Origin of the sequence: Kitasatospora sp. NPDC097691 (assembly GCF_040302665.1) — a bacterium.
GTDB lineage: Bacteria > Actinomycetota > Actinomycetes > Streptomycetales > Streptomycetaceae > Kitasatospora.
In genome coordinates, this window is the sequence record NZ_JBEORY010000005.1 from 63,851 (window position 1) to 88,428 (window position 24,578).

Consider the following 24,578-nt stretch of genomic DNA (forward strand, 5'->3'; position numbering starts at 1 on the left):
ACTCCCTGACAGGTCCGGTCCGCATTCTGCCCGCTCCTGCCCACTTTCGGTGGGAGGTCCCCCCAGGGGAGCGGCCCCGCACCGCGAACGGCCGCGCCGTCGCTCCCTTCAGTACGGGAACGACGGCGCGGCCGTTCAGGCTCCGGCCCGGGGCCCGTCGCAACGGGCCTCAGCGGCCGGCGGGAGTGCTCACTCCCACTCGATGGTGCCCGGCGGCTTGCTGGTGACGTCGACGACGACGCGGTTCACGTCGCGGACCTCGTTGGTGATCCGGGTGGAGATCTTCGCCAGCACGTCGTACGGCAGGCGCGACCAGTCGGCGGTCATGGCGTCCTCGGAGGAGACCGGACGCAGCACGATCGGGTGGCCGTAGGTGCGGCCGTCGCCCTGCACGCCCACGCTGCGCACGTCGGCGAGCAGCACGACCGGGCACTGCCAGATCTCGCGGTCCAGACCGGCCGCGGTCAGCTCCTCGCGGGCGATCGCGTCGGCGTCGCGGAGCAGGTCCAGGCGCTCCTCGGTGACCTCGCCGACGATCCGGATGCCCAGGCCGGGGCCCGGGAACGGCTGGCGCTGGACGATCTCCTCCGGCAGGCCCAGCTCCTGGCCGACCATCCGGACCTCGTCCTTGAACAGCTTGCGCAGCGGCTCGACCAGCTGGAACTGCAGGTCCTCGGGCAGGCCGCCGACGTTGTGGTGGGACTTGATGTTGGCGGTGCCGGTACCGCCACCGGACTCCACCACGTCCGGGTACAGGGTGCCCTGGACCAGGAAGTCGACCGACTCGCCGTGCGCGCCGGCCTCGGCCACGATCTCGGCCTGGGCCTGCTCGAAGACCCGGATGAACTCCCGGCCGATGATCTTGCGCTTCTCCTCGGGGTCGGTGACCCCCTTCAGCGCGTTCAAGAAGCGCTCGGCGGCGTCGACGACCTTCAGCTGCACGCCGGTGGCGGCCACGAAGTCCTTCTCGACCTGCTCGGTCTCGCCCTTGCGCATCAGGCCGTGGTCGACGTAGACGCAGGTCAGCCGGTCGCCGATGGCCTTGTTGACCAGGGCGGCCGCGACCGCGGAGTCCACGCCGCCGGACAGGCCGCAGATCGCGCGCTTGTTGCCGACCTGCTCGCGGATCAGGGCGATCTGCTCCTCGACCACGCTGCCGGTGGTCCAGGTCGGGGCGATGCCGGCGCCGCGGTAGAGGAAGTGCTCCAGGATCTGCTGGCCGTGGTCGGAGTGCAGCACCTCGGGGTGGTACTGGACGCCGTACAGTCGGGCCTCGTCGTTCTCGAACGCGGCAACCGGGACCAGGTCGGTGGAGGCGGTGACGGTGAAGCCCTCCGGCGCGGCGGAGCAGGCGTCGCCGTGCGACATCCACACCGAGTGCTGCGCCGGGACGCCCTCGAACAGGGTGGAGCCGGTGCGGGAGACGGTCAGCGGGGTCCGGCCGTACTCGCGGGCACCGTTGTTGTCGACGGTGCCGCCCAGGACCTTGGCCATCAGCTGGAAGCCGTAGCACATGCCGAAGACCGGGACACCGGCCTCGAAGATCGCGCTGTCGAGCTGCGGCGCGCCCTCTTCGTAGACCGACGACGGGCCGCCGGAGAGGATGATCGCCTTGGGGTTCTTGGCGAGCATCTCGGCGACCGGCATGCTGCTCGGCACGATCTCGCTGTAGACCCGCGCCTCACGCACCCGACGGGCGATGAGCTGGGCGTACTGGGCGCCGAAGTCGACCACCAGGACGGTGTCGTTGTCCGGCGCGGACTGGACGGGAATTGCAGAGGACACAGACGGCCTTCCGGCAGCGGTATCGGGGTGTCACGCGGAGCCGCCTCCCCCTGCGGGGCTGCGGTGGCGACGGGCGTGGGGTGTCTGGACACCGATTCTACCGGGCTGTCCGGTTTCACTCGTCTGCCCGTCCAAAGGACCGTGACCGGAACGGGTCCCGGTTCGTTGCTTCAGACGACCGCACGGCCGCGCCGCGTCCGCCAGACGCGCCGACCGACCCCCGCGGGGGCACGCCGTACGGCTGCAGGACCACGCGTGGAGCTTCACCCCAGTCCACCGGCGCACGTGGCGCCGCCGCCCGGCCCGCCGGGAGCGCGGCTCCGTGGGACCGTGCGCGGGTGCCGCGGCCGGCCAGCAGGGGACAGCGAACCCGGCCGCGACTGGGCCGAGAGGTGGGACGGCCGGAGTCCGGGGACGCCCGGGACCGGCCGTCGCACCCCCGGCCCGATCCGGGGCACACCCGGCGCACTCCCCCGGCCCGTCCCGCGCCGCTACGCGCGTCCCCGTGCGCCGCAACCGGCCGAGCCACTACGCACCGTGATCATTGACGGGCATCCCGTCGGCAAATGAGCCGGGTCGAACTGTGCCGAATCGGTTGCAGAGCAGGCCCTTCGTCCAGCACGATGCTCGTTGTAGGCGGTTCTCCCGGCGACCTGACGGCTCACCGAGGGGCTCGCCGACGCCCTGCCGCAGCCGCCGCCCAACGAGGCGACAGCGGTTTTCACTTCACGCTCCGTGAGCAGGGGACCGGCGCGAACCGCACGCCACCCGCCGCTCCACGAGCGTGCGCGCCCCTCACCACCGGCCACCCACGCCGGGGCCGCGGGGCCCGACCCGAAGCCAACCGACACGACGGCGCTCCTCCCCCGGCGCCGTCACCCCAGCACCGGCGCGGCCCTGACGCCGAGTGCTGAACGACAAAGGGCCCCGTTCCCCCGCGGGGCCCTTTGCCCGTTCCTGGACAAGGGGCCCCGCCCGGCCTCAGGGGTGTTCGCGCCAGACGCTCGGGTCGACCGGCTCCTCGCCCCGGGGCGGCGGCACGTCGGCGGGGACCGGAGTCCCGGCCGCGGGGGTGGGCGGCGCCTCGTACGAGCCCAGCACCTCGCCCACCCCGGCCGCGGGCGCCGGCGGCGCGTCCGGCGGCGCGGCGGCCTGCGCCGGGACGCCCGGCGTGGGGACCACCGGCGCGGGACCACCCTGCGCGGGAACGCCGTGCGGCGGCGGCCCGTACGGAGCCGCCGGCGGCACGGGCGCGTACGGATGCGGATGCGCAGCGCCGCCGTACGGAGCCCCGGCGTACGCGGCGTACTCGGAAGCGCCCCCGCCCCCGCCCCGGACCGCCGTCAACAGCGGCGGCACCAGCACCGCGCCGACCACCGCCCAGACCGCGTTGGCCGCCAGGACGGTGAGGAAGGTCAGACCGACCGAGTTCTCCTCCGACACCAGGCCGGAGGCGTCGCTCAGGCCCGTCACGGACGAGCTCCGGGTCATCATCGCCCCGGCCACCGCCATCAGCAGGGTGAGCGCCGCGGCGTGCACCGCCGCCAGGCGCAGCCGGTCGACGGCGTCCAGCTGCCGCCGGTACGCCGTCCAGCCGAGCGTCCCCGCCGCGAAGAGCGCCAGCAGGCCGGCCCAGCGCCAGTCGGCGGTCACCTCGTCGGGCAGGTCGAAGAAGGAGATGTTCAGGTCCTCGCTGCGGTCGCCCCAGGTCGTCCCGCCGCCGGACGCGCCGCTGTGGGCCTGGAAGGTCGCCCCCGAGCCGAAGCCGAGCAGGGTGAGGCCGAGGTTGGGCAGGAAGGCCAGCGACAGCCCGATCTGCCCGCCGCTCGTACCGTTCGCCGCGACCAGGACGAAGGCCGCCGCCGCGGACAGCGCCACCGACACCGCCATGGCCCGGCCCGCGGTCAGCGCGGCCAGTGCCCAGCCGCGCACCGCCCGGCTGCGCCAGGCGGCCCAGCGCAGCGCGTCGGTGCCGTAGACGGCGAAGGCCAGCAGTCCGGCCAGCAGCACGGTCCAGCCGACCGCCTCCAGCCAGCCGGCCTCGGCGGTGATCGCCGGCCGGGACAGGTCCTTGCCGCCGGCGCCGCCGTAGTCGGGGATGCGGTAGGTGTCCTGCGGCTGCCAGGTCGTCCCCCCGAACGCCCAGAGCACCGTGGTCACCCCCGCCAGGACCAGGGCGGTGCGCAGTGCCTCGCCCGCGGCCTGGCCCCGGGTCAGCTGGCCGGCCACCGCCTTGCGCTGCCCCAGCCCGGCCCGCAGGCCGAGCCAGAGTGCCAGGCACCACAGGACGGTGACGGTCATCGGTGCCGCCCGGAGGACGATGTCCAACCGGTCGGCGTGGCCCCGGCTCAGCGGGCTCTGGTAGCCGAGCTTGAACGGGGCGCCGAGCGCGTTCAGCGCCATCGACAGCGTCGCGCCGAAGCGGTCGCCGAAGTCGGGCGAGCGGAAGCGGTACTCGTACTGGTAGTCGCTCGGGACGGCCGCGATCAGGGCGGCCAGCAGCAGTACGACCGTCGGCGCGACGGCCGCCTTGAAGGCCGGGCGCCAGTCGGGCCCGGTCAGCACTCGGTGGACGGGCGCCGGCTGGGCGTACGGCGTCCCGGCGCCCCAGCTGCCCGGCGCGGGCGCCGGCCCGCCGGGTGCGGCCCCGTGGCCGTACCCGTGCGGCGGGGGCGGAGGCGGGACCGGGGGCGGGACCGGCGGGACGTACCCCGCCGGATACCCGGGCGGCCCGGCCGGTGGCCCGATGGGCAGCCCGGCCGGTGGCCCGGTGGGCGGCACGGCCGGCGGTGCCGCGGGCGGGCCGACGGCGGGTGGGGGCGGCGGCGGGGGCGCGAGCGGCCGCCCGCACGAGCCGCACGCCGACGCCCCCTCCGCCGAACTCGCACCGCACGCTGCGCAGTTGGCCATGGACCGGCTCCCCCCGTTCGACGAGTCCCTGGGCTGCCCCAAGGAGCCCGTTTATCCCATCGGACCCGAACGGATGTCAACCGACAACAAGGGCAAGCGGATTGGGCGGCCGAACCGGCTTCAGTCGCGCTTCTTCGGGACCTCCGGGACGGGCAGCAGCGGCAGCCGCAGCGCGCCGAACGCGCCCTCCGGCACGGCCGGCCGCACCGGCGCCACCGGGGTGACCCGCCGGTACGCCTCGTCCTGCGCCGGGCGCCGGTCCGCCTCGCCCTTGTTCGGCCACATCGACAGGGCGCGTTCGGCCTGCGCGGTGATGGTGAGCGAGGGGTTGACGCCGAGGTTGGCGGAGACGGCCGCGCCGTCCACCACGCTGATCCCGGGGTGCCCGTACAGCCGGTGGTACGGGTCGACGACGCCGGTCTCGGGGGCGTCGCCGATCGGGCAGCCGCCGAGGAAGTGCGCGGTCATCGGGATGTCGAAGATCTCGCCGACGGTGCTCCCCGCGAAGCCGTTGATCTCGGCGGCCAGCGCCTGGGCGCCCTTCTCGGCGGCCGGGATCCAGGTCGGGTTGGGGGCGCCGTGGCCCTGGCTGGAGGTGAGCCGGTCCTTGCCGAGCGGGCCCTTCTTCAGCGAGACGGTGATCGAGTTGTCCAAGGACTGCATCACCAGGCCGATGATCGTCTTCTCGGACCAGCCGCGCTGGTTCATCGAGCGGGCGAAGGTCACCGGGTGGAGCACCGAGTTGCCCAGGTAGCGCAGCCAGCGCGGGGCCCGTCCGCCGCCCGCGACCTGGGCGATCGACAGCGCGCCCATCGCGTTGGAGCCCTTGCCGTAGCGGACCGGCTCGATGTGGGTGTTGGCGTCCGGGTGGATCGAGGAGGTGATCGCGACGCCCTTGGTGAAGTCCGCCTTGGCGCCGTAGCGCCGGTCGGTGGTCTGCGCGCCCACCAGGGCCTCGGAGTTGGTGCGGGTCAGCTCGCCGAGCCGCTCCGAGATCCGGGGCAGGTGCCCGGCGGCGCGCATCCGGTGCAGCAGCGACTGGGTGCCGTAGGTGCCGGCCGCGACGACCACCCGGGCGGCGGTGATGGTCCGCGCGCCCGCCTTCACCCGGTCCGTCTTCGAGCGGGAGTCGGTGCGGCGCACGTCCACGGCGAAGCCGCGGTCCCCGCCGGCCCCGCCGATCTCCCGGATCCGGGCCACCGTGGTGAGCGGGTGGATCTCCGCGCCGCCCCGTTCGGCCAGGTACAGGTAGTTCTCGGTGAGCATGTTCTTGGCGCCGTGCCGGCAGCCGGTCATGCACTCGCCGCACTCCACGCAGGCCTTGCGGGCCGGGCCGGCGCCGCCGAAGTACGGGTCGGCGACCTCGTCGCCGGGCGCCGCCTTGGCCGTGCCGTCGGTATCCTTGCCGTCGCCGAAGAACACCCCGACCGGGGCCATGTGGAAGGTGTCGGCGACGCCCATCCGCTCGGCGGCCGCCTTGAGGTGGACGTCGGAGGGGGTGACGGTCGGGTTGAGCCGGACCCCGAGCATCCGCTGCGCCTGGTCGTAGAACGGCGCCAGCTCCTCCTGCCAGTCGGTGATGTGGCGCCACTGGCGGTCCTCGAAGAAGGCCTTCGGCGGCACGTAGAGGGTGTTGGCGTAGTTCAGCGAGCCGCCGCCGACCCCGGCGCCGGCCAGGATCAGCACATTGGCCAGCAGGTGGATCCGCTGGATGCCGTACAGCCCGAGCTGCGGCGCCCACAGGTAGTTCGGCAGGTCCCAGGAGTTCTTGGGCAGTTCGTCCCGGTCGAAGCGCCGTCCGGCCTCCAGGACGGCGACCCGGTAGCCCTTCTCGGTCAGCCGCAGGGCCGCGACCGATCCTCCGAAGCCGGATCCGACCACGACCACGTCGTAGTCGAACTCCGCCGCACCGCCGGACTCCACCATCTGCCACTGCTCCTTCACCGGAATGATCATGTCTGTGGGGGCCGCGAGTCGGGCCCCGCCCGGAGGCAGGGCCCGCGTGCCACCGGGGCCTACCGGAAACGCAGCGCCTTGAGCGCGCGCAGCCCGCCGGTCATCAGGCCGGCGAACTGCTTGTCGTCCAGGCCGAACGAGGGCGCGATCGGCAGCAGCCGCTGGGTCGCGATGGTCTGCGCCTCGGTGAAGCGCAGGATGCCCTCGGCGCCGTGCCGGCGGCCCAGCCCGGAGTCGCCCATGCCGCCCATCGGGGAGGCGACCGAGCCGTACGCGGCCGCGTAGGCCTCGTTGACGTTGACCGTCCCGGTGCGCAGCCGGGCGGCGACCGTCCGGCCGCGCCGCAGGTCCCTGGTCCAGACGCTGGAGTTCAGGCCGTACGGCGTGGAGTTGGCGGCGGCCACCGCCTCGTCGTCGGTGTCGAAGCGGTAGACGGAGACGACCGGGCCGAAGGTCTCCTCGGCGCAGACCGCCATGTCCGGGGTGACGCCGTCGAGGATGGTCGGCTCGAAGAAGAACGGGCCGAGGTCCGGTCGGGCGCGGCCGCCGGCCAGCACGGTGGCGCCCGCCTTGACGGCCTCCTCCACGTGCCGGGTGGTGGTCTCCAGCTGGCGGACGGAGACCAGCGAGCCCATGTCCGCGCCGTACGCGAGGCCGCCGCCGAGGCGCAGTGCCCGGGTGCGGGCGGCGAAGCGCTCCAGGAACCCGTCGGCCACCGAGCGGTGCACCAGCAGCCGCTCGATCGAGATGCACAGCTGCCCGGCGGAGGAGAAGCAGGCCCGTACGGCGCCCGCGGCGGCGGCGTCGAGGTCGGCGTCGGCGAGCACCAGCATGGCGTTCTTGCCGCCGAGTTCGAGCGAGGCGCCGACCAGCCGGTCGGCGGCGCGCCGGGCGACGTCGCGGCCGGTGCGGGTGGAGCCGGTGAAGGAGACGTAGTCGGCGTGCTCCACCACGGCGGGGCCGATCACCGGGCCGTCGCCGATCACGATCTGCCACACGTCGGCCGGCAGCCCGGCCTCGACCAGCAGCTCTCGGGCCCACAGCGCGGTCAGCGCGGTCTGGGTGTCGGGCTTGTTGACCACCGCGTTCCCGGCCACGAAGGCAGGCAGCGCGTCGCCGACGGACAGCTCCAGTGGGTAGTTCCAGGGCGAGATGTGGCCGATCACGCCCTTGGGGCGGCGGGCCTCGATCGCGTGGGTGAGCACCGGCAGGGCGCCGCCTCGCCGCTTGTCCTTGAGGTATGCGTGTGCGGCCCGCCCGTAGTGCCGGGCGGCCATGGCGACGGCCAGCACCTCCTCGAAGGCGTGCAGCCGGGCCTTGCCGGTCTCCGCCTGGATCAGGTCCAGCACCTCGTCCTGCCGCTTGAGCAGCAGGTCGTGGAAGCGCAGCAGGACGGCGGCGCGGCGGCGCACCGGCAGTGCGGCCCAGGCCGACTGGGCGCGGCGGGCCAGCTGGAAGGCGACCTCGACGTCGGCCGGGGTGGACTGCGGCAGCCCGGCCAGCCGCTCGCCGGTCAGCGGGGCGACGGTCTCCACCAGGTCGGGCTCGCCGGCGGCGGTGACCCCGGCCGCCAGCCGGTCGACCAGGGCGGGCGGGACGGCCGCCGCGACCGTCCGGCCGCCGCCGGGGGCCGCCGGGTTGCCGGCGCCGGGGTGCTCGGTGTCCACTGCATCTGCTGTGAGGTCCGACATACGGCGCAGCCTAGGCCTTCGCAGGCCGGTCCGGTACCCGTCGGTAACAAGAATCTGCCGCAGTCGGGCGAAAGCGGGGCGCTCCGCCCGTACCGCGTCCGGTCAGCGGGTCGGCGTGAAGTAGTGGAGCACCGCGTTGAAGCGCTGCTCGGCCTCGTTCCACTCGTTGCCCTTCTCCGGGCTGGACGAGTAGATCGCGTAGCTGGTGCCGTCGTCGTCGATGAACTCGGCCTCGACCGCCCGCCGCCGGCCGCCGCCCTGGGCGGCGTAGCTGAACTCCCAGACGGCCGCCTCGTGGCCGTTGACCGCGACGCCGGTCATCTTGTGCTGCTTGTAGTCCTTCAGCGACTTGGAGACGGAGCCCTCCATCTCCCGCATGTGCTCCAGCGGCTTGACCGACTGGCCGACGGTGACGGCGAACTGCAGGTAGTGCACCTTGTTGTCGGGGCTGTAGTAGATCTGGTTGTCGGACGTGGCGGAGCGCTGCCACACCGGGCTGCCCGAGGGCAGCGGGAAGCGGAAGCCGGCCGGGTCGTCGACCCAGTGGTAGCCGCCGGGCGCCGCCGCCGAGGGGCTGGCGTCGCCGGTGGGCCCCGGTCCGGTCGACTCGGTCGGCACGGTCGGCGGCGGGTCGTCGGGGCCGCTGCCCACCACGTAGCGGGTGGCGACGAAGGTCCCCGCGGCCGCCAGCAGACCGACGGCCAGCGCGATGGCGACGATCTTCGCGGTGCTGCGGCGCTTGGCCGGACCGCGCGCCGGCGTGACGGAGTGCGCCACCGGCGCGACGGAAGCGGTGTGCGCCTGCGCGGCGGCTGCCGTGCCCCCGGAGGTGTCCTGGACGGCGGGGGCCGCCGCGGCGGGCGCACCGGCGGCCTGCGGCTCGGTCGGCCCCTCGGCGCCCTCCGGCGGAGCCTCCGCGGCCTCCGCCCGGCGCTCGCTGCGGTCCACCACCGGTACCGACTGGGTGGGCGCCCGCATCGGCGCGACGGCCTTGAAGCCCATCGTGTGCCCGGCCTGGACCTCGGCCAGCATCCGGGCCGCCTCGTCCGCGGTCGGCCGGTCGGCCGGGTCCTTGGCCATCAGCGCGGCCAGCACCGGCCCGAGCGGCCCGGCCCGGCGCGACTCCGGCAGCGGCTCGTCGACCACCGCGGCCAGCGTGGTGATCGGCGAGTCCCGGCGGAACGGCGACTGGCCCTCGACCGCCGCGTACAGCGTCGCGCCGAGGCCCCACAGGTCGGAGGCCGGCCCGGGCCGCTGGCCCTGGGCACGCTCCGGCGCCAGGTAGTCCGGCGAGCCGACCAGGTCGCCCGGCCGGGTCAGCTCGGTCGAGCCCTCGTACTTGGCGATCCCGAAGTCCAGCAGCACCACCCGCCCGGTGCCGCGCTCCAGCAGCACGTTGGCCGGCTTCACGTCCCGGTGCAGCACGCCCAGCTGGTGGCCGCGGTGCAGCGCCGCGAGCACCTGGCTGCCGACCTCGGCGGCGGCGCGCGGCTGCAGGGTGCCGTCCTGGCTGATCACGTCGGCCAGCGAGCGACCGTCGACCAGCTCCATGACGATCCACGGCCGGCCGTCCTGCTCCAGCACGTCGTGCACGGTGATCACGCCGGGGTGCTTGATCCGCGCGGCCGCGCTGGCCTCGCGCTTCATCCGGGTGTGCAGGATCTGCAGGTCCTCCTCGGGCAGGTGGTTGACGGTCAGCTCCTTGACCGCGACCTCGCGGTCGAGCATCCGGTCCCAGGCCCGCCAGACGGTGCCCATGCCGCCACGGCCGAGCCGCTCGCCGAGCTCGTACCGCCCGGCCAGCAGCCGCTCCACCTCGGCCGCTTCCGGCCGGTCCTGCACACCCATCTGCGACCGCTCCCCCACACATTCCACCTGCCGTCACCGCGACGGAGGGCCTGGTGCAGACCACTGTTCGAACAAATCCCACGCACACATTAGGCGTACCGCGCGGCCCCCGGTAATCACGCCCACCCCCCGAACCGGGGCTGCCCGATCCGTCCGGGCCGTCAGCCTGCGAACATCACCACGGCGGCGATTCCCAGCACCAGCAGGACAAGGACTCCCCCCACCAGCAACGGGCCGAACAGGGAGGGGGGTATCCGCGGCGGTTTCGCTCCGCCGCCGGACAGCTTTCCGGCGCCGCCACCCGCCCCGGCATTCCCGATGTCCTCGGCGCTTCCACCCCGTCGGCCACCCCGACGACCGCCCCGGCGCGTCCGCACCGGCACCAGCGGCGCCTCCGGCTTCAGGGTCACCGCGCGCGCCGCCCGTTCCTCGTCCACCGGCTCCGGCGCGCCCGCCAGCAGCTCCGCCAGCTCGCGCCACACCGCCTCCGCGGTCGGCCGCAGCACCGGATCGGGCTGCAGCAGCCGCTCGACCAGCGGCCCCAGCGGCCCGCAGACCGCCGAGTGCTCGCGCCGCCCGTCCCGCACCGCGGTCACCAGCTCCGGCACGTTGCCCTCCGGGTACGGCGCGCGGCCGGTGACCAGCCGGTGCACCAGCACGCCGAGCGCCCAGCAGTCGCCCGCCGGGCCGCCGTCCAGCGGCCAACGTTCCGCCACCGGGCCGACCAGGGTGGCCCGGACGTCGTACCGGCGCCGCCCGCCCGGCCCACCGAGCTCCTCGGCCAGCCCCTCGTCCGCCACCCCGGTGAGCAGCCCGCCGAGCATCGCCGCGCCGTCCTCGCAGACCAGCACCGACTCGGCGGTCACGTTGCCGTGGGTGAGCCCGGCCGCGTGCAGCGCCCGCAGCGCGCCGGCCAGGTCCGCCGCCAACTCGGCCGCCCGGTACGGCGGTACCGGCCCGCCGACCAGCAGTTCGGCCACCGTCAGCCCGGCCGGCCGCTCCTCGGCCGTCCACAGCGACTCGCCGTCGACGAAGGCCCCGACCCCGCGCAGCAGCCGCGGGTGCGCGGCCGGCGCGACCGAGCCGACCGCCGCCACCCGCCGCACCAGGCGGTCCGCCTGGGCGGGCACGGCGTCCTCCGGGTCCTGACCTGCGGTCAGCAGGGCGGGCAGCTCCAGGGCGCGCAGCAGCACCGATTCACCGGTCCGCTCGTCCACCGCATGGGCGCGGAAGGGTTCGGGACGGTCCGTCAGCCGGTACCGTCCCGCCAGCAACTGCCCGGGGCCGCCTCGCATGCCAGTTCCTCTCGCTCACCGAGCAGCCTACTGAGCGGCTCCCCTACGCTCGGTCCCATGGACTGGACCGATCTGATCGACACCGCCTTCACGGTGGCGGGGAACAACGACCGGGCCAAGCGCGCCGAGGCCGTCCGCACGGTCGAGGCGGCCGTCATCGACGGCGAGGAGCCGGTCGCCTCCACCGCCGGTCGCCACCCCGACCACTTCCGCAAGGGAGTGCTCGTCCTGACCACGCACCGGCTGCTCTTCCTGAAGGACGGGAAGCCGCCGGTACCGGTTCCGCTCACCGCCGTCACCGACGCCACGGTGAACCGCACCAAGCTCAACGGCGAGGTGCTGACGGTCGTCGCGCTGACCGGCTCGCACCGCTTCGAGGACGTGGTCAAGGCCGACGTCTTCGCCGAGCGGGTCCGGGCGTCCGCCCGGCTCGCCCGCACCGCCCCGGCACCGGCGAAGCAGGCCGCTGCCGCGCCCTCCGACGGCGAGCAACTCATCGACCGGCTGGAGCGGTTGGCCGCGCTGCGCGCCTCCGGGATGCTCACCGAGGACGAGTTCAGCCGGGCCAAGCAGCGCCTGATCGGCTGAACCCGCCTCCCCGTGCGCTACGGCGCGGGCTGGAAGCTGTTGAAGACGACGTCCCGGACCGGGGCCTGCGCGGCCCACTCCGCGTCCGGGACGATCCAGTAGATCGAGTAGCCGTACTTGGCCGGAGTCCCGGTCACGAAGCCGCGGTTGAGCGAGTGCATCCTGGGCGTGCCGTTGGTCCACTCCCAGTCCGCCGCGTTGGTCCACTGCCGGTAGACGATCGCCGACAGGTTCAGCCGCTGGTAGTTGGTGACCTGGCCGCGCACGTTGGGCTCGGACTCCTGCCAGTCCGCGACGGCGCTGTCGCCCGGCGAGGTCGTCCACTCGATCCGCAGCTGGCTGCCGTCGGCGGCGTTCTTGAAGATCCGTCGGTTGGCGTCGGACCCGCTCGGCTGCAGCCAGTCCGGCAGGACGACCGAGAAGCCGCTCGGGTCCTTGTACTCGTGGTACCCGGCCGGCACCGTGCCGCCCGGAGCGGGCTGCGCCGGGGCCGGGGCCGGGGCGGATACCTGAGGCTGCGCCGGGGCCGGAGCCGCCGGCGTGGTGGCGGCGGGCTGCGCGGGCGGCGTGGTGGCCTCGGCGCCCGGCGTACCGGTGGCCGTGGCGGCGGGCGCGGGTGCCGGCGCGGGCGGCTCCGCGCTCTGACTCGGCGTGGCGTCCGTGGTCGTCGCCACCGGCGAACCGGAGCCCGCGCCGTGGGTGGACGCGCCCTTCGCCTTGCCGTCCCCGCCGACGGCCTGGAGCACCGCGACCACTCCCGCGATCAGCAGCAGCACCACGATCACGGTGGCGATGGCCAGCCGCCGCCGGCCGGTGCGCGGGTTCGCCCCGGCAGCCTGCGTCGCGCCCATCGTCCACTCGCTGGTCACCGGCCGGATCGGATCGGGCGCCGGCTCCGCCGCCTTCGCGGCGGGCTCCGCCACGGCGGCCGCGGGCGGCTCCTCGTCCCGGACCCGGCTGCCCACCCGGACCGTCCCCAGCAGCCCGCCCACGGGCCGCTTCCGGCCGCCCTCGGGCTTCTCCGGCGCCGGCTTCGACTCTGTCCCGGACCCGGACCCGGACCCGAGCTCGGACTCGGACTCGGTCCCGGGTACGACCTTCGGTTCGGTCGTCGCCCCGGCCCCGGCCGCCGCCCCGGACTTCGGCCCCGGCGCGACGGCCGGCTGCTCCACCGGCATCGCGTGCTCGGTGGTCGACTCGGCCTTCACGGTCGCCTCCGCGACCACCCGCTTGAGCATCGACCGGGTCTGCGTGGCGTCCAGCCGCTCGGCCGGGTCCTTCTCCAGCAGCCCCTCGATCACCGGCAGCAGCGCCCCGGCGTTCACCGGCGTGGCCAGGTCCTCGGTCATCACCGCGGTCAGCGTGGCCAGGGCCGAGCCGCGGTCGTACGGCGGCCGCCCCTCGACCATCGCGTACAGCGTGCCGCCCAGCGACCACAGGTCGGCCGGCGGCCCGGGCTTCTGCCCGCGGGCCCGCTCCGGGGATATGTACGAGGGCGCGCCGACCAGCATGCCGGTGGAGGTGACGGAGGCGTCGCCCTCCACACTGGCGATGCCGAAATCGGTCAGGACGACCCGGCCGTCCTCGCCGATCAGCACGTTGGACGGCTTGACGTCCCGGTGCAGGATGCCCAGCGCGTGCGCGGCGATCAGCACGCCCAGCACGTCGAGCGCGATCTCGGCGGCCCGGCCGGGCGCGAGCGGCCCGTCCTCGCGGATCACGTCGGCCAGCGAGCGGGACTCGACCAGCTCCATGACGATCCACGGCCGGTCGTCCTCGTCGACCACGTCGAAGACGGTCACCGCGGAACTGTGCCGGATCCGAGCGGTCGCCTTGGCCTCGCGCAGCGTCCGGACGATCAGCCGGTGCTTCTCCTCCTCCTCGACGCTGGCGTTCATCCGCAGTTCCTTGACCGCGACGGTGCGGCCCAGCATCTCGTCCTCGGCGCGCCAGACGGTGCCCATGCCACCGCGTCCGAGCACGCCGTTCAGGCGGTAGCGGCCGGCCAGGAGGCGGCCGGTGGAACCCTGCGCCTGGGTCATTCGGAACGTTCCCCCATGTGCTGCTGGCGGTCGTGGTGACGGCGTGTCGGACCGGCCGGGCCCGAACGCCCAAGCCTCCATCATCCCCTGTCCCGGGGGCTCGGGACCACCCGCCCCCCATCCCAAGCCGGGACGAACCGGAACCGGTGCGGCGCTCCGTGCCCGATCTGTGATCGAAAACTCGCCAAGATCCGTTCGAATCACTGCTACCGTTCGGCAGCTCATCGTCTTTTCCGGGGGGATTCGACGCCCATGACCGCACCCGCACCGGGCGCTGACGGCCCATCGACCCGGCCGCACACCGCCCAGCACTACTCGGTCGCACCCGCCCCGGCCTCCCCCGAAGGCTACGTGGTGCCCGGCATGCCCGGCGCCCCGGTGACCGGGTACGACCCCGTCACCCCCGCGCCCCGGACCACCCCCCGCCGCCGCACCGCCGCAGCCGTCGCCCTCGCCGTCCTCGCCGTGCTGCTCGGCGGCCTGGCCTACGGCTGCGCCCCGCTGCGGGCCGCCGACAGCCTCGGCTGGCTGGCCATCGCCCAGGCCGGCCTGGTCGCCCTCCCGCTCGGCCGCCTCGGCGGCCGGAACCGGCTGCTCCCGCCGCTCGGCGCCCTCCTCGCGGCCGGCGCGCTCCTCCTCGGCCAGCTGACCGAACACCTCCGCCTGGTGCGCGCCGACGGCCCCGGCCCCCGCGGCCTCCTGCACGGCACCCTGGCCGGCTGGCGCGCCGACCTGCGCCCGCTCGACGCCGCCTTCTACGCCATCGCCCTCATCGGCGGCTTCCTCCTCACCCGCCGCACGGCCGACCGAAACTGACGCCCTGCGGACAACCGGGAAGCCCCCGGACAGCCCGAAGGCCCCCTCCGTGCTCGGCGGGGGCCTTCGTCAGCGAACGGCTCAGCGGTGGTCGAGCGCCGGGTTGACCGTCACCTCGACGCGCTGGAACTCCTTGAGCTCCGTGTAGCCCGTGGTGGCCATCGCGCGGCGCAGCGCACCGAACAGGTTCATGGTGCCGTCCGGGGTGTGCGACGGACCGGTCAGGATCTCCTCGGTGGTGCCGACCGTGCCGAGGTCCACCCGCTTGCCGCGCGGCAGCTCCTCGTGGACGGCCTCCATGCCCCAGTGGAAGCCCTTGCCCGGGGCGTCGGTGGCGCGGGCCAGCGCGGCACCGATCATCACCGCGTCGGCGCCGCAGGCGACGGCCTTCGGGATGTCGCCGCTGTAGCCGACGCCACCGTCCGCGATCACGTGCACGTAGCGGCCGCCGGACTCGTCCATGTAGTCGCGGCGCGCGGCCGCCACGTCGGCGACGGCGGTGGCCATCGGCACCTGGATGCCGAGCACGTTGCGGGTGGTGTGGGCGGCACCGCCGCCGAAGCCCACGAGCACGCCGGCCGCGCCGGTCCGCATCAGGTGCAGCGCCGCGGTGTACGTGGCGCAGCCGCCGACGATCACCGGGACGTCCAGCTCGTAGATGAACTGCTTGAGGTTGAGCGGCTCGGCGGCGCTGGAGACGTGCTCGGCCGAGACGGTGGTGCCGCGGATGACGAAGACGTCGACGCCGGCGTCCACCACGGTCTTGGAGAACTCGGCGGTGCGCTGCGGGGAGAGCGCGGCGGCGGTGACCACGCCGGACTCGCGAACCTCCTGGATCCGCTGCTTGATCAGCTCGGCGCGGATGGGCGCGGCGTAGACCTCCTGCAGCCGACGGGTCGCGGTGGCCTCGTCGGTGATCGAGGCGATCTCGTCGAGCAGCGGCTGCGGGTCCTCGTAGCGGGTCCAGAGGCCTTCGAGGTTCAGCACGCCCAGGCCGCCGAGGCGGCCGATGGCGATGGCCTGCTGGGGCGAGACCACGCTGTCCATCGGGGCGGCCAGGAACGGCAGCTCGAAGCGGTAGGCGTCGATCTGCCAGGCGATCGAGACCTCCTTCGGGTCCCGGGTACGGCGGCTGGGGACGACGGCGATGTCGTCGAAGGCGTACGCCCGGCGGCCGCGCTTGCCTCGCCCGATCTCGATCTCGGTCACTTCGAGCCCTTCTGCTGTGTTGCTCATGCCGTCCGGGTCACCCCGGCCGCACCCCAGTATCCCGTACTGCCGGCGGCAGCGCCCCGACGGCCCGCTCCCCGGACGTGCCGGAGGGGCCCGCCGCTGCGCTGCAGCGAGGGGCCCCTCGGGTGGCTCGGGTGGTGCGGACCGGTCAGCGGGTCGAGTAGTTCGGCGCCTCGACGGTCATCTGGATGTCGTGCGGGTGGCTCTCCTTGAGGCCCGCCGAGGTGATCCGGACGAAGCGGCCCTTGCTCTCCATCTCGCCGATGGTGCCGGCGCCGACGTAGCCCATGGTCTGGCGCAGGCCGCCGACCAGCTGGTGCAGCACGGCCGACAGCGGGCCGCGGTACTGCACCTGGCCCTCGATGCCCTCGGGGACGAGCTTGTCGTCCGAGGCCACCTCGGCCTGGAAGTAGCGGTCCTTGGAGTACGAGCGGCCCTGGCCGCGGGACTGCATGGCGCCCAGCGAACCCATGCCGCGGTAGGACTTGAACTGCTTGCCGTTGATGAACAGCAGCTCGCCCGGGGACTCCTCGCAGCCGGCCAGCAGCGAGCCGAGCATCACGGTGTCGGCACCGGCGGCGAGCGCCTTGCCGATGTCGCCCGAGTACTGCAGGCCGCCGTCGCCGATGACCGGCACGCCGGCCGCCCGGCACGCCTGGGCGGCCTCGTAGATGGCGGTGATCTGCGGGACGCCGATGCCGGCGACCACACGGGTGGTGCAGATGGAGCCGGGGCCGACGCCGACCTTGACGCCGTCCACGCCGGCGTCGATCAGCGCCTGGGCGCCGTCGCGGGTGGCGACGTTGCCGCCGACCACGTCGACCCCCACGGCCGACTTGATCTTGGCGATCCAGGCCAGCGCGTTGTGGCTGTGGCCGTGCGAGGTGTCGACCACCAGGAAGTCCACGCCGGCCTCGACCAGGGCCTGGGCCCGGTCGAACGCCTCGGCGCTGGCGCCGACGGCGGCACCGACCAGCAGCCGGCCCTCGGCGTCTTTGGCGGCGTTCGGGTACTGCTCGGCCTTGACGAAGTCCTTGACGGTGATGAGGCCCTTGATCCGGCCCTCGTCGTCGACCAGCGGCAGCTTCTCGATCTTGTGGCGGCGCAGCAGCGCCATCGCGTCGACGCCGGAGATGCCGACCTTGCCGGTGATCAGCGGCATCGGGGTCATGATCTCGCGGACCTGGCGGCTGCGGTCCGACTCGAAGGCCATGTCGCGGTTGGTGACGATGCCGAGCAGCTTGCCCGCCTCGTCGGCGATCGGAACGCCGGAGATGCGGAACTTGGCGCACAGCGCGTCGGCCTCGGCCAGCGTGGTGTCCGGGCCGACCGTGATCGGGTCGGTGACCATGCCGGACTCGGAGCGCTTCACCAGGTCGACCTGGTTGGCCTGGTCCTCGACGGACAGGTTGCGGTGCAGCACGCCGACGCCGCCCTGGCGCGCCATCGCGATGGCCATCCGCGACTCGGTCACCTTGTCCATCGCCGCGGAGAGCAGCGGGATGTTGACGCGGACGTTCCGGGAGACCCGCGAGGAGGTGTCGACCTGGTTCGGCAGCACCTCGGAGGCCCCGGGCAGCAGCAGGACGTCATCGAACGTGAGCCCGAGCATGGCGAACTTCTCGGGTACGCCTGCGGCGTTGTAAGACATTTGGGGGGTACCTTCCGTGGCCGGCCTTATCCGCTCACGCCCTGAGGGTGGGGGCGCATTCATCGCTCACTCGCGCAGACCGCCGAAGCCGGGGCGCAATAGGAGGATCCTCCAAGGGAACCCCGCGCGCACCCGTGAAACTTTGGCAACCCGCCCAGGCGCCGATACCCCATGGTACTGGCACCGGGAATGTGTCCTCGTGTGCCCTTGACAACAACCCCGCCCGTTGCCACATTCCGCCCCGCCCGTGAAGCCCCGCCGAGGAGGCGCACCCCCGCAACGGCCGAGGTCAGGGTCAGGAGGACTCCTCCGCGAGCGCCCGCAGCCGGCTGAGCGCCCGGTGCTGGGCCACCCTGACGGCGCCCGGGGACATCCCGAGCACCTCGCCGGTCTCCTCCGCCGACAACCCGGCGGCCACCCTCAGCAGCACCAGCTCGCGCTGACGGGCCGGCAGGTTGGACAGCAGCTCCTTCGCCCAGGCCGCGTCGCTGCTCAGCAGCGCCTGCTCCTCCGGGCCGAGCGCCTCGTCCGGCACCTCCGGCAGGTCGTCCTGCGGAACGACGGTCGACCCCGGCCCGCGCATCGCGGCCCGCTGCAGATCGGCGATCTTGTGCGCGGCGATGCCGTACACGAAGGCTTCGAACGGCCGCCCCTGGTCCTTGTACCGGGGCAGCGCGCAGAGCACCGCGACGCAGACCTCCTGCGCGACGTCGTCCACGTGGTGCCGGGCCCCGCCGGGCAGTCGCACCAGCCTGGCGCGGCAGTACCGCAACGCCAGTGGGTGGACGTAGGCGAGCAGGGCGTCGATCGCCGGGCCCTCGCCGCGCACGGCGGCCACGACCAGCTCGCCCACCAGCGGCGAGCCGCCCGTACCGAGCACCGGCGGGCGGCCCGGTCCGGCGTCGGCGACGGAACCGTCCGGACCGCCGGGATCGGCGTACGACGGATCGTGACCCGGGCCGGAGGGCTCGGCCTCCACCGGGTCCGCCTGGCCGGCCGCGCCGGCGACGTCGTCGCGCATCGGTCCATGGTGCCTGGTCGAGCGGGAAAACGCGGCACCGCGTCCGGAGTTGTGCACCGGAACGTTATGCGCTGCCGCACCGTGGGGCGTGCCGCGCACCACCGGCCCCTCCTGCACCGTGCCGCCTCCCGCCCCGCCGTCGGTGGTCCCGTCCGTCGCGCCGTCCGCCGAGTGTCCTGCGGCCGCGCGGTTCGCCGCAGTGCCTGTCCGCTGGTCCCCGAGGTGCTCCACTCCTCCATGGTGCAACCTCGGGACCGCAACGTCACACGCCTGTGCGGTACCCGCCCCGGGGATCACCGGTGGCGCGCCGCACCCGGCGGCGCCGCCGGTGGTCAGCGGACCAGGCCCCAGCGGAAGCCCAGCGCCACCGCGTGCGCGCGGTCGGAGGCCCCGAGCTTCTTGAACAGCCGTCGGGCGTGGGTCTTGACGGTGTCCTCGGACAGGAAGAGCTCGCGCCCGATCTCGGCGTTGCTGCGGCCGTGGCTCATGCCCTCCAGCACCTGGATCTCACGCGCCGTCAAGGTCGGCGCGGCACCCATGTCGGGGCTGCGCAGCCGGCGCGGGGCGAGCCGCCAGGTCGGGTCGGCGAGGGCCTGGGTGACGGTGGCCCGCAGCTCGGCGCGCGAGGCGTCCTTGTGCAGGTACCCGCGGGCGCCCGCGGCCACCGCGAGCGCGACGCCGTCGAGGTCCTCGGCGACGGTGAGCATGATGATCCGCGCGCCCGGGTCGGCGGACAGCAGTCGCCGGACCGTCTCGACCCCGCCGAGGCCGGGCATCCGGACGTCCATCAGAACGAGATCGGAGCGGTCGGCCACCCAGCGGCGGAGGACCTCCTCCCCGTTCGTCGCGGTGGTGACCCGGTCCACACCGGGTACGGTCGCGACCGCGCGGCGAAGCGCCTCGCGGGCGAGCGGGGAATCGTCGCAAACGAGAACGGAAGTCATGACCGTCGTCCTCCGCAGCTGATCCGCGTCACGTTGAGCCTCCTGGCTGGTACGAACCTCTCCGACACGGCCGATCGGCGACGGACTCCGTGCTGATCGCCCCAACCTGCCCGCGATCGTTCCCGACGTCCGGCGCCCGCTAACCGCCTCCGCACTTCCAACGACCGTCACTCGAATGAGTTACGGCCTTCGGGGCCATCTCCACCACTGTACGTGGCCAACCCATTACCGATCAGCCGCATCGCGGTGCACACGCCGCACTTTTCCGCAGCTCGCGCGCGGTGGGCGTACGACCCGCACACCGATTCGGCATGTCGCGCGCCCGTCGGCCACCCGATTGCCACGCCCGCGCCCGCCGAAGACCCTTGCCCACTTTGCCCGTTTTTATAGCTTTCGTATGGTCATTGACTGTTGTGCCAGTGTGTGGGTGACTTGTCCATGGAGTTGCCTTAAGTCATATTTCCAGGTGTCCACACCAGTGCATCGAAGCCCCGCCGTACCGCTCGGCAGCAGCCCGCCGAGCGCCCGGTCGACGGCCGACGGCCTCTGAAGGGAATGAGCCATGGCAGATTTCTCCCGCCTCCCCGGTCCCAACGCGGACCTCTGGGACTGGCAGCTCTCCGCAGCCTGCCGTGGCGTGGACAGCTCGCTCTTCTTCCACCCCGAGGGCGAGCGCGGGGCCGCGCGCAGTTCGCGCGAGGCCAGCGCCAAGGAGGTCTGCATGCGCTGCCCGGTGATCGCCGAGTGCGCCGCGCACGCGCTGGCGGTCCGCGAACCGTACGGCGTCTGGGGCGGGATGACCGAGGACGAGCGCGAGGAGATGCTGGGACGCTCGCGGCACCGGCTGGTGGAGGTCCCGCTGACCCCGCCGGCGGTCGCGCAGCACTAGACCCGCCTCCGCGACGCGCCGTGAAGAAACGTTTCTTCGCGGCGCATCAGGCCGGTCACGGCCGGTACGGGACCAGCGGGAGTTCCGTCACCCACCGTCAGCGGGCGCCCGCCGCCCCCGCCAGCCGCTCCAGCATCAGGGCCACGGCCGGCACCTCGGCCAGGTCCGGCAGGGTCAGCGCGACCACCCGGCGCACCGCCGGCGCCCCCGAGGCCGTCCGCACCGGCACCGTCGACACGCCGTCAGGGCGCACCGACTGCAGCGCCAGCCTCGGCAGCACCGCCACTCCCAGCCCGGCCGCCACCAGGCCGACCACCGCCGGGTAGTCGTCCGTCGCGAAGTCGATCCGGGGCTCGAAGCCCGCTCCCGCACACAGCTCCACCAGGTGCCCCCGGCACTGCGGGCAGCCGGCGATCCACTGCTCCCCCGCCAGCTCGGCAAGTTCCACCGGCCCGCCCCGCCCGGCCAGCGGGTGGGCGGCGGGCAGCAGGCCCACCAGCGGGTCGTCCAGCAGCGGGGTGACCACCAGATCGGACCAGTCGGTCCCGGCGGACAGCTGCTGGGCCTCCAGGTTGGCCTCGGCCCGCGCCTCGCGCGGCGTGCCGTGCGTCGGCGCCGGCAGCACGGCGGCGCCGTCGGACTGCGGGTAGCGGAAGGCCAGCGCGATCTCGCACTCGCCGCCGCGCAGCATCGCCAGCGACTCCGGCGGCTCCGCCTCGACCAGCGACACGCGCACCCCCGGATGGCCGTCCCGCAGCCGGGCGACCGCGGGCGGCACCAGGGTGGAACTCGCGGTCGGGAAGGACACCAGCCGCACCCGGCCGGCCCGCAGCCCGGCGATCGCGGCCACCTCCTCCTCGGCGGCGGAGAGCCCGGCCAGGATCCCGGTGGCATGCTTGAGCAGGACCCGCCCGGCCTCGCTGAGCTGCATCCCGCGGCCCGAGCGGACCACCAGCGGGGTGTCCACGGACTTCTCCAGCGCCTTCATCTGCTGGCTGATGGCAGGCTGCGTACACCCCAGCTCACGAGCGGCGGCGGAGAAGGAACCGGTGCGGGCGACGGCACGCAGGACGCGCAGGTGGCGGGCCTCGATCATGCCTTAGTTATAAGGCAATCTTTGCGTTCTGCAAAATTCTACTGATGATTTAAACGGCCACGGCTCAGCGGCGAGCCGGCGGGCGACAGCCGGAGGCCCGGCCCGCCTCCCCTTGCGGGGTGCGGACCGGGCCTCCGGTCAGTGGTTCCGGCCTCAGTGCGAGTGGCCGTGACCGTGGGAGTGGCCGTGACCGTTGTCGGCCTCCTCCTCCTTCTTCTCCACCACGAGGGTCTCGGTGGTGAGCAGCAGGGAGGCGATCGAGGCGGCGTTCTCCAGGGCGGAGCGGGTGACCTTGACCGGGTCGATGACGCCGGCCTTCAGCAGGTCGCCGTACTCGCCCGTGGCCGCGTTGTAACCGTGGCCGGTCTCCAGCTCGGCGACCTTGTGGGTGATGACGTAGCCCTCGAGGCCGGCGTTCTGGGCGATCCAGCGCAGCGGCTCGTGCAGCGCCTTGCGGACGACCGCGACACCGGTCGCCTCGTCGCCCGACAGGCCCAGGCCGTCCTCCAGCACCTTGGCGGCGTGGACGAGGGAGGCGCCACCGCCGGCGACGATGCCCTCCTCGACCGCGGCGCGGGTCGCCGAGATGGCGTCCTCCAGGCGGTGCTTGCGCTCCTTCAGCTCCACCTCGGTGGCGGCGCCGACCTTGATGACGCAGACGCCGCCGGCCAGCTTGGCCAGGCGCTCCTGCAGCTTCTCGCGGTCCCAGTCGGAGTCGGTGGCGGCGATCTCACCCTTGATCTGGGCGACGCGGCCGGCCACGGCCTCGGCGTCACCGGCACCGTCGACGACGGTGGTCTCGTCCTTGGTGATGGTCACGCGGCGGGCGGTGCCCAGCACGTCCAGGCCGACCTGGTCGAGCTTGAGGCCGACCTCCTCGGAGATGACCGTGCCGCCGGTCAGGGTGGCCAGGTCGCCCAGGATCGCCTTGCGGCGGTCACCGAAGCCCGGGGCCTTGACGGCGACGGCGTTGAAGGTGCCGCGGATCTTGTTCACGACCAGGGTCGACAGCGCCTCGCCGTCGACGTCCTCGGCGATGATCAGCAGCGGCTTGGTGGCACCGCCCTGCAGGATCTTCTCCAGCAGCGGCAGCAGCTCCTGGATGGAGGAGATCTTGCCCTGGTTGATCAGGATGTACGGGTCCTCCAGGACCGCCTCCTGCCGCTCCGCGTCGGTGACGAAGTACGGCGACAGGTAGCCCTTGTCGAACTGCATGCCCTCGGTGAAGTCCAGCTCCACGCCGAAGGTGTTCGACTCCTCGACGGTGATGACACCGTCCTTGCCGACCTTGTCGATCGCCTCGGCGATCAGCTCGCCGACCTGGGTGTCCTGCGCGGAGAGGGACGCGACGGCGGCGACGTCGTCCTTGCCCTCGATCTCGCGGGCGACGGAGAGCAGGTGCTCGGAGACGGCGGCGACGGCCTTGTCGATGCCCTTCTTCAGGGCGGCCGGGCCGGCGCCGGCGGCGACGTTGCGCAGGCCCTCGTTGACCAGGGCCTGGGCCAGCACGGTGGCGGTGGTGGTGCCGTCACCCGCGACGTCGTTGGTCTTGGTGGCGACCTCCTTGACGAGCTGCGCGCCAAGGTTCTCGTACGGGTCGTCCAGCTCGACCTCGCGGGCGATGGTGACACCGTCGTTGGTGATGGTCGGGGCGCCGAACTTCTTGTCGATGACGACGTTGCGGCCCTTGGGGCCGATGGTCACCTTGACGGTGTCGGCCAGCTTGTTGACACCGCGCTCCAGCGAGCGGCGGGCGTCCTCGTCGAACTGCAGGATCTTCGCCATGTTCCCTATTCCCTCGGGGCTGCGGCCGGCCCACCGGCCGCCGAACTACGTGAACCAACAACCACGCCCCGGGCCCCTGTCACTTGGGACACGGATCCGGGGCGGGTCGGAACGACTTACTTCTCGATGCTGCGTTTACTTCTCGATGATGGCGAGAACGTCACGAGCCGAGAGGACGAGGTACTCCTCGCCCTGGTACTTCACCTCGGTGCCGCCGTACTTCGAGTACAGGACGATGTCACCGACGGCGACGTCGAGCGGCAGACGCTGGCCGTCCTCGAAGCGGCCCGGGCCGACGGCCAGGACGACGCCCTCCTGGGGCTTCTCCTTGGCGGTGTCCGGGATGACCAGGCCGGAGGCCGTGGTCGTCTCGGCGTCGAGCGGCTGGACCACGATGCGGTCCTCAAGCGGCTTGATGGCAACCTTGCTGCTGGTGGTCACGTCCGAGCTCCCCTTCGGAGATTACGGGGTTTTCTAACGGGTAGGGGCGAGCCTGCGAGTCTGCCGTCGCGGGGGTCAGACACACGTTTTCGCGTTAGCACTCCCCCGGTGGGGAGTGCCAAGGACGACCATAGGCCCGTGTTAGCACTCAGTCAACCAGAGTGCCAACGGCGCGCCCCGGACAGTCCCGGATGACGGATGAGTACCCGTACTCATGTGCGACCGTCGGCCCCCTCGGGACACTCGTGCCATGACCGACACCCCGGTACGCCTCGACCCGTCCGACGCGAAGGACGCCGTGCTCGCGCTGGCACTCCTGCCGGTGCTGGCCGCCCTCCCGCTCGTCGCCTTCTGGCTGGGCGGTGCGGCGGCCGAGGCCGCCGGCTCCGACACGGGCGGCGACGTCGCCTACGGCGCACTCTGCGCCCTGTTCGTCGGCTGGGGCGTGCCCATCGCCGTCGCCGTGCGCAGCGAGCGGGCCGGCTACCGGCTGCTGCCGATCGCCGCCACGATCGCCCCGATCACCCTGCCCGTCCTGCTCTGCCTGGGCGCCTTCGGATGAGCGCGCCGCCGGCCCTCTCCACGGC

At 73.5% G+C, this 24,578-nt stretch carries 18 protein-coding genes; 4 read left to right on the forward strand and 14 right to left on the reverse strand.

All coding sequences use genetic code 11. The annotated features are described in order from the left end of the window. Positions 1–189 precede the first annotated feature (189 nt). The 6 genes from guaA to ABTY56_RS05260 all read right to left on the reverse strand — a co-directional run bounded on the left by guaA (position 190) and on the right by ABTY56_RS05260 (position 11,485). Positions 190–1,785, reverse strand: a complete 1,596-nt coding sequence (gene guaA / locus ABTY56_RS05235) for a glutamine-hydrolyzing GMP synthase (RefSeq protein ID WP_350626745.1) — start codon at positions 1,783–1,785, stop codon at positions 190–192. Between the two features lie 981 nt (positions 1,786–2,766). Then, entirely contained in the window at positions 2,767–4,350 is a 1,584-nt protein-coding gene (locus tag ABTY56_RS05240) for a hypothetical protein (protein WP_350626747.1), read from the reverse strand. 465 nt (positions 4,351–4,815) lie between these two features. Beyond that, positions 4,816–6,651, reverse strand: a complete 1,836-nt coding sequence (locus ABTY56_RS05245) for a GMC oxidoreductase (protein WP_502893029.1) — start codon at positions 6,649–6,651, stop codon at positions 4,816–4,818. A 59-nt stretch (positions 6,652–6,710) separates the two neighbouring features. Continuing rightward, on the reverse strand, positions 6,711–8,342 hold the full coding sequence (locus tag ABTY56_RS05250) for a succinic semialdehyde dehydrogenase (RefSeq protein WP_350626748.1): 1,632 nt from the start codon (positions 8,340–8,342) through the stop codon (positions 6,711–6,713). Positions 8,343–8,444: 102 nt separating this feature from the next. Beyond that, positions 8,445–10,190, reverse strand: a complete 1,746-nt coding sequence (locus tag ABTY56_RS05255) for a serine/threonine-protein kinase (RefSeq protein ID WP_350626750.1) — start codon at positions 10,188–10,190, stop codon at positions 8,445–8,447. Between the two features lie 161 nt (positions 10,191–10,351). Beyond that, the gene (locus tag ABTY56_RS05260; protein ID WP_350626752.1) at positions 10,352–11,485 is read right to left on the reverse strand and encodes a protein kinase domain-containing protein; all 1,134 of its coding nucleotides are present in this window, start codon (positions 11,483–11,485) and stop codon (positions 10,352–10,354) included. 57 nt (positions 11,486–11,542) lie between these two features. On the opposite strand from ABTY56_RS05260, the gene ABTY56_RS05265 reads away from it, so the two are divergent. Beyond that, complete coding sequence (locus ABTY56_RS05265) at positions 11,543–12,073, forward strand: SHOCT domain-containing protein (protein WP_350626754.1); 531 nt, start codon at positions 11,543–11,545, stop codon at positions 12,071–12,073. Positions 12,074–12,090: 17 nt separating this feature from the next. On the opposite strand, the gene ABTY56_RS05270 is transcribed toward ABTY56_RS05265, so the two are convergent. Then, positions 12,091–14,115, reverse strand: a complete 2,025-nt coding sequence (locus tag ABTY56_RS05270; RefSeq protein ID WP_350626756.1) for a serine/threonine-protein kinase — start codon at positions 14,113–14,115, stop codon at positions 12,091–12,093. A gap of 252 nt (positions 14,116–14,367) precedes the next feature. On the opposite strand from ABTY56_RS05270, the gene ABTY56_RS05275 reads away from it, so the two are divergent. Continuing rightward, positions 14,368–14,931 carry a hypothetical protein gene (locus ABTY56_RS05275; protein ID WP_350626758.1) on the forward strand — a complete coding sequence of 188 codons (564 nt, stop codon included), beginning with the start codon at positions 14,368–14,370 and terminating at the stop codon, positions 14,929–14,931. A gap of 81 nt (positions 14,932–15,012) precedes the next feature. Here the strand turns inward: ABTY56_RS05275 and ABTY56_RS05280 are convergent, their stop codons facing one another. The 4 genes from ABTY56_RS05280 to ABTY56_RS05295 form a co-directional block, all read right to left on the reverse strand. Continuing rightward, a complete protein-coding gene (locus tag ABTY56_RS05280) occupies positions 15,013–16,140 on the reverse strand; it encodes a GuaB3 family IMP dehydrogenase-related protein (protein ID WP_350626966.1) in 1,128 nt (375 codons plus the stop codon). 172 nt (positions 16,141–16,312) lie between these two features. Beyond that, a complete protein-coding gene (gene guaB / locus ABTY56_RS05285) occupies positions 16,313–17,815 on the reverse strand; it encodes an IMP dehydrogenase (RefSeq protein ID WP_350626760.1) in 1,503 nt (500 codons plus the stop codon). A 295-nt stretch (positions 17,816–18,110) separates the two neighbouring features. After that, positions 18,111–18,836 (reverse strand): RNA polymerase sigma factor ShbA, encoded by a 726-nt coding sequence (gene shbA / locus ABTY56_RS05290; RefSeq protein WP_350626762.1) that lies wholly within the window; start codon positions 18,834–18,836, stop codon positions 18,111–18,113. 332 nt (positions 18,837–19,168) lie between these two features. After that, a complete protein-coding gene (locus tag ABTY56_RS05295; RefSeq protein ID WP_014136228.1) occupies positions 19,169–19,780 on the reverse strand; it encodes a response regulator transcription factor in 612 nt (203 codons plus the stop codon). A 562-nt stretch (positions 19,781–20,342) separates the two neighbouring features. On the opposite strand from ABTY56_RS05295, the gene ABTY56_RS05300 reads away from it, so the two are divergent. Next, a complete protein-coding gene (locus ABTY56_RS05300; RefSeq protein WP_030055868.1) occupies positions 20,343–20,669 on the forward strand; it encodes a WhiB family transcriptional regulator in 327 nt (108 codons plus the stop codon). A gap of 97 nt (positions 20,670–20,766) precedes the next feature. On the opposite strand, the gene ABTY56_RS05305 is transcribed toward ABTY56_RS05300, so the two are convergent. The 3 genes from ABTY56_RS05305 to groES all read right to left on the reverse strand — a co-directional run bounded on the left by ABTY56_RS05305 (position 20,767) and on the right by groES (position 23,991). Further along, positions 20,767–21,765 (reverse strand): LysR family transcriptional regulator, encoded by a 999-nt coding sequence (locus ABTY56_RS05305; RefSeq protein ID WP_350626764.1) that lies wholly within the window; start codon positions 21,763–21,765, stop codon positions 20,767–20,769. A gap of 153 nt (positions 21,766–21,918) precedes the next feature. Continuing rightward, positions 21,919–23,550, reverse strand: coding sequence for a chaperonin GroEL (groL, locus tag ABTY56_RS05310; RefSeq protein WP_350626766.1), 1,632 nt, complete (start codon positions 23,548–23,550; stop codon positions 21,919–21,921). Between the two features lie 135 nt (positions 23,551–23,685). Beyond that, a complete protein-coding gene (groES, locus tag ABTY56_RS05315) occupies positions 23,686–23,991 on the reverse strand; it encodes a co-chaperone GroES (RefSeq protein WP_014136232.1) in 306 nt (101 codons plus the stop codon). A 250-nt stretch (positions 23,992–24,241) separates the two neighbouring features. Here groES and ABTY56_RS05320 point away from each other — a divergent pair, with 250 nt between their 5' ends. Further along, positions 24,242–24,553, forward strand: coding sequence for a hypothetical protein (locus ABTY56_RS05320; protein ID WP_350626768.1), 312 nt, complete (start codon positions 24,242–24,244; stop codon positions 24,551–24,553). The last annotated feature ends 25 nt before the right edge of the window (positions 24,554–24,578 follow it).

Excerpts from the sequence above, each read along its gene's own strand:
- ABTY56_RS05245 (WP_502893029.1), bottom strand. The coding sequence starts at position 6,651 with ATGATCATTCCGGTGAAGGAGCAGTGGCAGATGGTGGAGTCCGGCGGT.
- ABTY56_RS05250 (WP_350626748.1), bottom strand. The coding sequence starts at position 8,342 with ATGTCGGACCTCACAGCAGATGCAGTGGACACCGAGCACCCCGGCGCC.
- ABTY56_RS05255 (WP_350626750.1), bottom strand. The coding sequence starts at position 10,190 with ATGGGTGTGCAGGACCGGCCGGAAGCGGCCGAGGTGGAGCGGCTGCTG.
- ABTY56_RS05260 (WP_350626752.1), bottom strand. The coding sequence starts at position 11,485 with ATGCGAGGCGGCCCCGGGCAGTTGCTGGCGGGACGGTACCGGCTGACG.
- ABTY56_RS05265 (WP_350626754.1), top strand. The coding sequence starts at position 11,543 with ATGGACTGGACCGATCTGATCGACACCGCCTTCACGGTGGCGGGGAAC.
- ABTY56_RS05270 (WP_350626756.1), bottom strand. The coding sequence starts at position 14,115 with ATGACCCAGGCGCAGGGTTCCACCGGCCGCCTCCTGGCCGGCCGCTAC.
- ABTY56_RS05275 (WP_350626758.1), top strand. The coding sequence starts at position 14,368 with ATGACCGCACCCGCACCGGGCGCTGACGGCCCATCGACCCGGCCGCAC.
- guaB (WP_350626760.1), bottom strand. The coding sequence starts at position 17,815 with ATGTCTTACAACGCCGCAGGCGTACCCGAGAAGTTCGCCATGCTCGGG.
- shbA (WP_350626762.1), bottom strand. The coding sequence starts at position 18,836 with ATGCGCGACGACGTCGCCGGCGCGGCCGGCCAGGCGGACCCGGTGGAG.
- ABTY56_RS05295 (WP_014136228.1), bottom strand. The coding sequence starts at position 19,780 with ATGACTTCCGTTCTCGTTTGCGACGATTCCCCGCTCGCCCGCGAGGCG.
- ABTY56_RS05300 (WP_030055868.1), top strand. The coding sequence starts at position 20,343 with ATGGCAGATTTCTCCCGCCTCCCCGGTCCCAACGCGGACCTCTGGGAC.
- ABTY56_RS05305 (WP_350626764.1), bottom strand. The coding sequence starts at position 21,765 with ATGATCGAGGCCCGCCACCTGCGCGTCCTGCGTGCCGTCGCCCGCACC.
- groL (WP_350626766.1), bottom strand. The coding sequence starts at position 23,550 with ATGGCGAAGATCCTGCAGTTCGACGAGGACGCCCGCCGCTCGCTGGAG.
- ABTY56_RS05320 (WP_350626768.1), top strand. The coding sequence starts at position 24,242 with ATGACCGACACCCCGGTACGCCTCGACCCGTCCGACGCGAAGGACGCC.